The following is a 1474-nucleotide window of genomic DNA, read 5'->3' as shown; positions in this document are numbered from 1 at the left end:
CCATACATGACCGGTTTACCAGCACGATATAATGGCTCTTTTATGGCATATTCTTTTTCAAATTGTGTTTTGTTCTTCTCATAACCAAACATAATGAAGTAGTTAATGGTATCTCCCCATCCATTACTGGCAGGAGTTGCCGATAACAATAGGAAATGGGTACTGTTTAAGGCTAAAAACTTACCTGCTTTACCCCTTTGTGAAGTGGATGTCTTAATGTAATGGCACTCATCAAATACAACAAAGAATCCCTTAAATTCTTTCCAACGTTTCGCCAGTACACCATAAGACAGCATTTCATAATCGATATGGATATCATGTGTTTGAGAAACTAACTCTATATCGCGGTCCCACCCACCTTCTTTAATCTTCTGTGGTGGCGCTACAATTAATAATGGTTCACCTTTCATAAACCGTAAGTAATGGTAAATAGCCATGATCGTCTTACCAGTACCAGTATCAGCTGCAATGATGTAGTCTTTCTCAATGCTGTTAAGTAATTTTTTTTGATAGTCATACAAGATTGTTTGTTTCAAGATAACGCTGCGTTTCTTCAACGGATCTACTAACAAATGCATATCCACCTGCCTTGTTGATTGCTTCTATATGAAATCTCTGTAGTTCGCTAACTCTTCCACCCTCAGGCCTTTTCACTTCGATAGCTACAAATTTTCCTTTCACACAAGCAATAATATCTGGAGTACCAGCTTTGCTAAACATGGAACCATGTGTTTTAATATGCCAAGCGCCAATACTGTCTAGATATCGTTTGATTTTATTCTCGATGCGTTTTTCAGGACCTTGTGCCATTAAGATCGACCACCTAAAATCAATTCAATATCTGACTTTTTGGCTTTTCGTGCCTTTAATTTTTGTGTATTTTCATAAAACTCATATTCTTTTAATCTTTCAGCTGTGATACGATTGTTTTCTACTAATTCAGCTACACCAATTAAGTTCAATTCTTTGGTTGAAATATCTAAATCAGTTGCTAGCGCTGCTTTATCAAACTTTTTGGTTTCACCATTTTTCACTGTTAATACATGAGGCATATTATCTTTATAAGCAAGCACATTACCGTGCTTTAAAATGTGAGATATGATCTTTTCTGTTTTAGCATCGATTTGCTCTTTCAATTTAATGCGATCTTTTTTTAATTGTTCTACTTCCTGGAATAAACCGTTGATCTCAGACTGTTGTACTTGTGTGCGAACATTTATATCCATCTTGTCAATTCTCTCCCTTCGTGGTATGATCCACATGAATAGTTATTTATTTAGTGACCTTCTGTTGCAGCAGTTGGTCATTTTTCTTTTGTTTCAAAATTAGCAATAACTTTTGTAGCACCGAAGTGTTCTAGCAATGCTATTTCACTTGGATCCAAATCTTCTACAAGCCAAAACTCTTCATCATGAATGTAGATTTCATCACCGTAATAAACTTCATTCCCAAAGAAGTCAGTACCGTAAATATC

General features: G+C 35.8%; 3 protein-coding genes. All 3 read right to left on the bottom strand.

All coding sequences use genetic code 11. From position 1 onward, the window contains the following. Positions 1-572, bottom strand: a 572-nt coding sequence (locus tag D569_RS23360; protein ID WP_245548538.1) for an SNF2-related protein, incomplete at its 3' end; no start/stop codon positions are given. Then, the gene (locus tag D569_RS0122165) at positions 514-810 is read right to left on the bottom strand and encodes a VRR-NUC domain-containing protein (protein ID WP_018934617.1); all 297 of its coding nucleotides are present in this window, start codon (positions 808-810) and stop codon (positions 514-516) included. The genes D569_RS0122165 and D569_RS23360, both read right to left, overlap by 59 nt. Then, the gene (locus D569_RS0122160; protein WP_018934616.1) at positions 810-1226 is read right to left on the bottom strand and encodes a hypothetical protein; all 417 of its coding nucleotides are present in this window, start codon (positions 1224-1226) and stop codon (positions 810-812) included. The genes D569_RS0122165 and D569_RS0122160 overlap by 1 nt, the downstream gene beginning before the upstream one ends. Positions 1227-1474 lie beyond the last annotated feature (248 nt).

The sequence above is a fragment of the Gracilibacillus lacisalsi DSM 19029 genome (assembly GCF_000377765.1).
In the GTDB taxonomy this organism is placed as follows: domain Bacteria; phylum Bacillota; class Bacilli; order Bacillales; family Amphibacillaceae; genus Gracilibacillus; species Gracilibacillus lacisalsi.
This window is presented reverse-complemented; position numbering and strand designations above follow the sequence as displayed.